Origin of the sequence: Methanomethylovorans sp., from assembly GCF_041305605.1 — an archaeon.
GTDB lineage: Archaea > Halobacteriota > Methanosarcinia > Methanosarcinales > Methanosarcinaceae > Methanomethylovorans.
This window is the reverse complement of record NZ_JBFYLB010000127.1, coordinates 1-3277: the sequence shown is the minus strand read 5'-3', so window position 1 is coordinate 3277 and position 3277 is coordinate 1. Positions and strand designations below refer to the sequence as shown.

Genomic DNA, 3277 nt, shown 5'->3' with positions numbered 1-3277 from the left:
ACCAGTGAGAATCCGGCATGCATCAGGAATACTATTCCACCGCACAGTATCAGCCATACGACGGTAAGTGCAGTTTGCACACCAGCTATATCTTCTGTGTTCTTAGTTATAGCTTCTGCGTTTTCTTCAACGGTCGCTGCCGATACCGGCAATATCAACATCATAAGGATGAGCCCTAAGAGGAACAGGGCCTTCCCTGGAATTCTTAGGTTATTGATTTTACACATTGTTTCCATAAATGTACACCTCTTGTTAGTAGGAAGACGGTAGTCCACTGTAGACTTCATTCTATTTAATCATTGCTACAATTTCCCCTCAAAACTGTTCTCCTACCCACTTCATATTAATATATATATGTAAGTCATTTAAACTTTTGCTGTATTAGCATCAATTATACTATAGTTACTAATATTATTCATCACAGACACATGCATTTGTCAAGAGCATGGTTGTTATATGATCTCCCTTTCCTTGCTGGTAACTACAAGTCCTTATATACTGCCGCGACATAATTCCACCCCGGATGAGGGATATTTACTATAATCAGGATTGCATAACCGGTGTAAGTGAACATCTTCCTGACAGAAGTGTCGATCTTATCATCACCGATCCCCCTTTTGCTATAAATGGTGGCAGTCTCCACAAACATTATCATAGAAAAGAAGAACATGTGTTCGAAGGGTATGTTGAGGTGGATCAGGAAGAGTACCGTGAGTTCTCTATAAAGTGGTTGCATGAGGCTCACAGGGTACTCAAGGATACTGGCTCCATGTATGTGGTCTCAGGATGGAGCAATCTTCTGGATATATTGCTTGCTCTTGAAAGAAATGATTTTGAACTCATCAATCACATTATATGGAAGTATAATTTCGGTGTGAGTACCAGGCACAAATTCGTAACATCGCATTATCATATTCTCTACTGTAAAAAATCAGATGCAAAAGGGGTGAAATTCAATACCTTCTGCAGATTTGGAACTTCTGAGAAGAGCGAGGATAACAGCTCCTTGCTTTATAATGACCTGGAGGATGTGTGGGTCATCAACAGGGATTTCAAGAAAGGCAGATTGAGGAATAAGAATACTCTTCCTGCAGAACTGTTAAAGAAGATGATCCTCTACTCATCAGATGAAGGTGACCTGGTCTGTGATTTTTTCTTAGGTAGTTTTTCCACGGCAAAGATGGCCAGGTCTCTCAATCGTTACTCTACAGGATTTGAGGTGAATAGCGATGCTTATAATTATCAGCTAGAACAGATGCAAAATATCGAAAGGGGTTACATGCTTAAAGACCTGTGTTCTAACGGGGGTAATCCGCATCACAACCAGAGGAAACGCTGGACAGAAGAAGAAGCAAGTAAGGTCATTGAACGCTATAATGCCATCAAGAGTTCGGGGCTTACTGACAAAAAAGCCTACCACCTCCTTTCCGCGGAGTTTGGGAGGGGTTATTTTTCTATGATGAACATTATAAAGAAAAACAGGAATAACTTGATATGATCATTCCAGTTTTTTCATTATGTTGTAATCCATAGTCGTAGAAACAGGGTATGACTTCACAGAGATCCCTGCTTCTGCAATAGCTGTGATGGCATTGCTCCCCACGGTTACAGGTATGCCTGCTTTTCCCCTTTCCATGGGCACGCCGAAAACATCTGCTCCTGTCTCACCGATCGCCAGGTATCCTCCGATATCGGATTCCTTTGCAAGTTCCATTACTTCATGTGCCTTTTCCCTTGCAGAACCTGGTATCTGGCGCAAGTTAGCAAGAAGCTTTCCAGTACCATTTTCTATGTAATCGAGCACTGAAGTGGAATGCCTGTTGATGAATATTTTTATAGGATCAATTGATGTTCCGCTGTAACCTATCAGGTCCACAAAACTGACTGGCTGGTGAGCTTCCATCTGCATAAGGCCACCATACAATGGAGTTGAGGGTATCCCATTCTTTAGAAGAATACCATCATAGGTGATACTGCATACATTAGCTATTGCAAATTTACCGTCTGGTACAAAGATGTCGTCCTCTTCAGAATCTTCATCCACTATCCTGATCCTGGGACTTATGGATACGCCAGCATCTATCGCATATTTCAGCACATCCATTGCCTTCTCATAATCGCTTTTATCAATGATAGACACATTTACGATGACATTTCCAGTCTTTTCCCTGAGGTCGTATGTGGTCTTGTACACCAGTTCTTCTATTCTTGTGATTACAAAATCCAGTCTGTCACCTATAAGCGCATCATTGAGCTCTTTCTGTCCTAGTTCTGTTATCGTGCGCCCAATATATCCATGCTTCTTGGTGAATCCCCTCTCATCCAGTATACGTAGATGGTAACGTACCGCTCGTTCCCCAATGGCATATCCCCTGTTCTGCAGCTCATCTGCTATGAGACGAGCGCCCAGTGGTTTGTCGCTTTTGCTGATAATCCGCATTATCTCGATAAGTTTCCTTTCGACATTGGGGTCTGTCATATATTACTCCTATCTTTATTTTGTTTCACTGGTTTAAGTTGGAGGTGAATGGAATATATCTGTCATATCTAAAAAGACTATGTATTACTTTCTATTGTTCTTTGAAGCATGATTGCAATAACCCTTGGCACATTCTTAGAACATGCGTTCTTATATGTCTTTTTCTGAATCAGATACTTTTGTACAACTCAGTTATTTTATTCTGGCAGTGGAAAGGTTCATATTGTATGTGAGCCAATTCTTAATTGGGAGAATTGGGCCACAAGCTCAGTACAATCCAAAGTTAAAGGGGTGTAATAAGAAATGTTATTCATGGACATAAGTACATGGCAACCTGAACACAGAGCAGACATACTGAAGCACTTCAAGGAGCTCAGGCCGCCGGCAGGTGTGCATGTAATCAATCAGTGGCTGGACCTCACAGGTGGAAGATTTTTCATTCTATATGAGGCTGAAAGCTCGGAAGCATATGCCGCTTTTAATCTGCCATGGTCTGACGTCTGTAAGATTGATAGCGTTCCTGTCATGGAAGCAACTGAGTTCATCAAGCACATGACAGAACGTGGAATGAAGTTCTAGATATAATGTAACTGGTCAGCCTTTGAGGCTGACGTGATTTTCTCTTTTTTACAAAAAGGCATTTATTCAGATCATCTGGGAAAGACTTATCGTTTTGCTTGAGTCTCCCACAAGCACAGTGAACTCCCCGGCAGGTAAAGCAGAAGTATTATAGTTGTATGTGAATTTTCCTTCCTGGTCGGAGTCAATGATCTCAACAGCTTCAAGATATATATTGAT

3 protein-coding genes and 1 pseudogene are annotated in these 3277 nt (G+C 41.4%); 2 read left to right on the top strand and 2 right to left on the bottom strand.

From position 1 onward, the window contains the following. Positions 1-236, bottom strand: a pseudogene (locus tag ACCM36_RS07915) (hypothetical protein); the annotation flags it as partial. A gap of 287 nt (positions 237-523) precedes the next feature. Between ACCM36_RS07915 and ACCM36_RS07910 the strand changes: the two are divergent. Beyond that, the gene (locus ACCM36_RS07910; RefSeq protein WP_370573209.1) at positions 524-1498 is read left to right on the top strand and encodes a site-specific DNA-methyltransferase; all 975 of its coding nucleotides are present in this window, start codon (positions 524-526) and stop codon (positions 1496-1498) included. Here ACCM36_RS07910 and ACCM36_RS07905 read toward each other — a convergent pair whose 3' ends face one another. Next, positions 1499-2479, bottom strand: coding sequence for a DUF128 domain-containing protein (locus ACCM36_RS07905; protein ID WP_370573208.1), 981 nt, complete (start codon positions 2477-2479; stop codon positions 1499-1501). Positions 2480-2782: 303 nt separating this feature from the next. Here ACCM36_RS07905 and ACCM36_RS07900 point away from each other — a divergent pair, with 303 nt between their 5' ends. After that, complete coding sequence (locus ACCM36_RS07900) at positions 2783-3058, top strand: DUF3303 domain-containing protein (RefSeq protein ID WP_370573207.1); 276 nt, start codon at positions 2783-2785, stop codon at positions 3056-3058. The last annotated feature ends 219 nt before the right edge of the window (positions 3059-3277 follow it).

What these genes read in the sequence shown, in the direction of transcription:
- ACCM36_RS07905 (WP_370573208.1), bottom strand. Translation starts at nt 2,479, where the DNA reads ATGACAGACCCCAATGTCGAAAGGAAACTTATCGAGATAATGCGGATT.
- ACCM36_RS07900 (WP_370573207.1), top strand. Translation starts at nt 2,783, where the DNA reads ATGTTATTCATGGACATAAGTACATGGCAACCTGAACACAGAGCAGAC.
- ACCM36_RS07910 (WP_370573209.1), top strand. Translation starts at nt 524, where the DNA reads ATGAGGGATATTTACTATAATCAGGATTGCATAACCGGTGTAAGTGAA.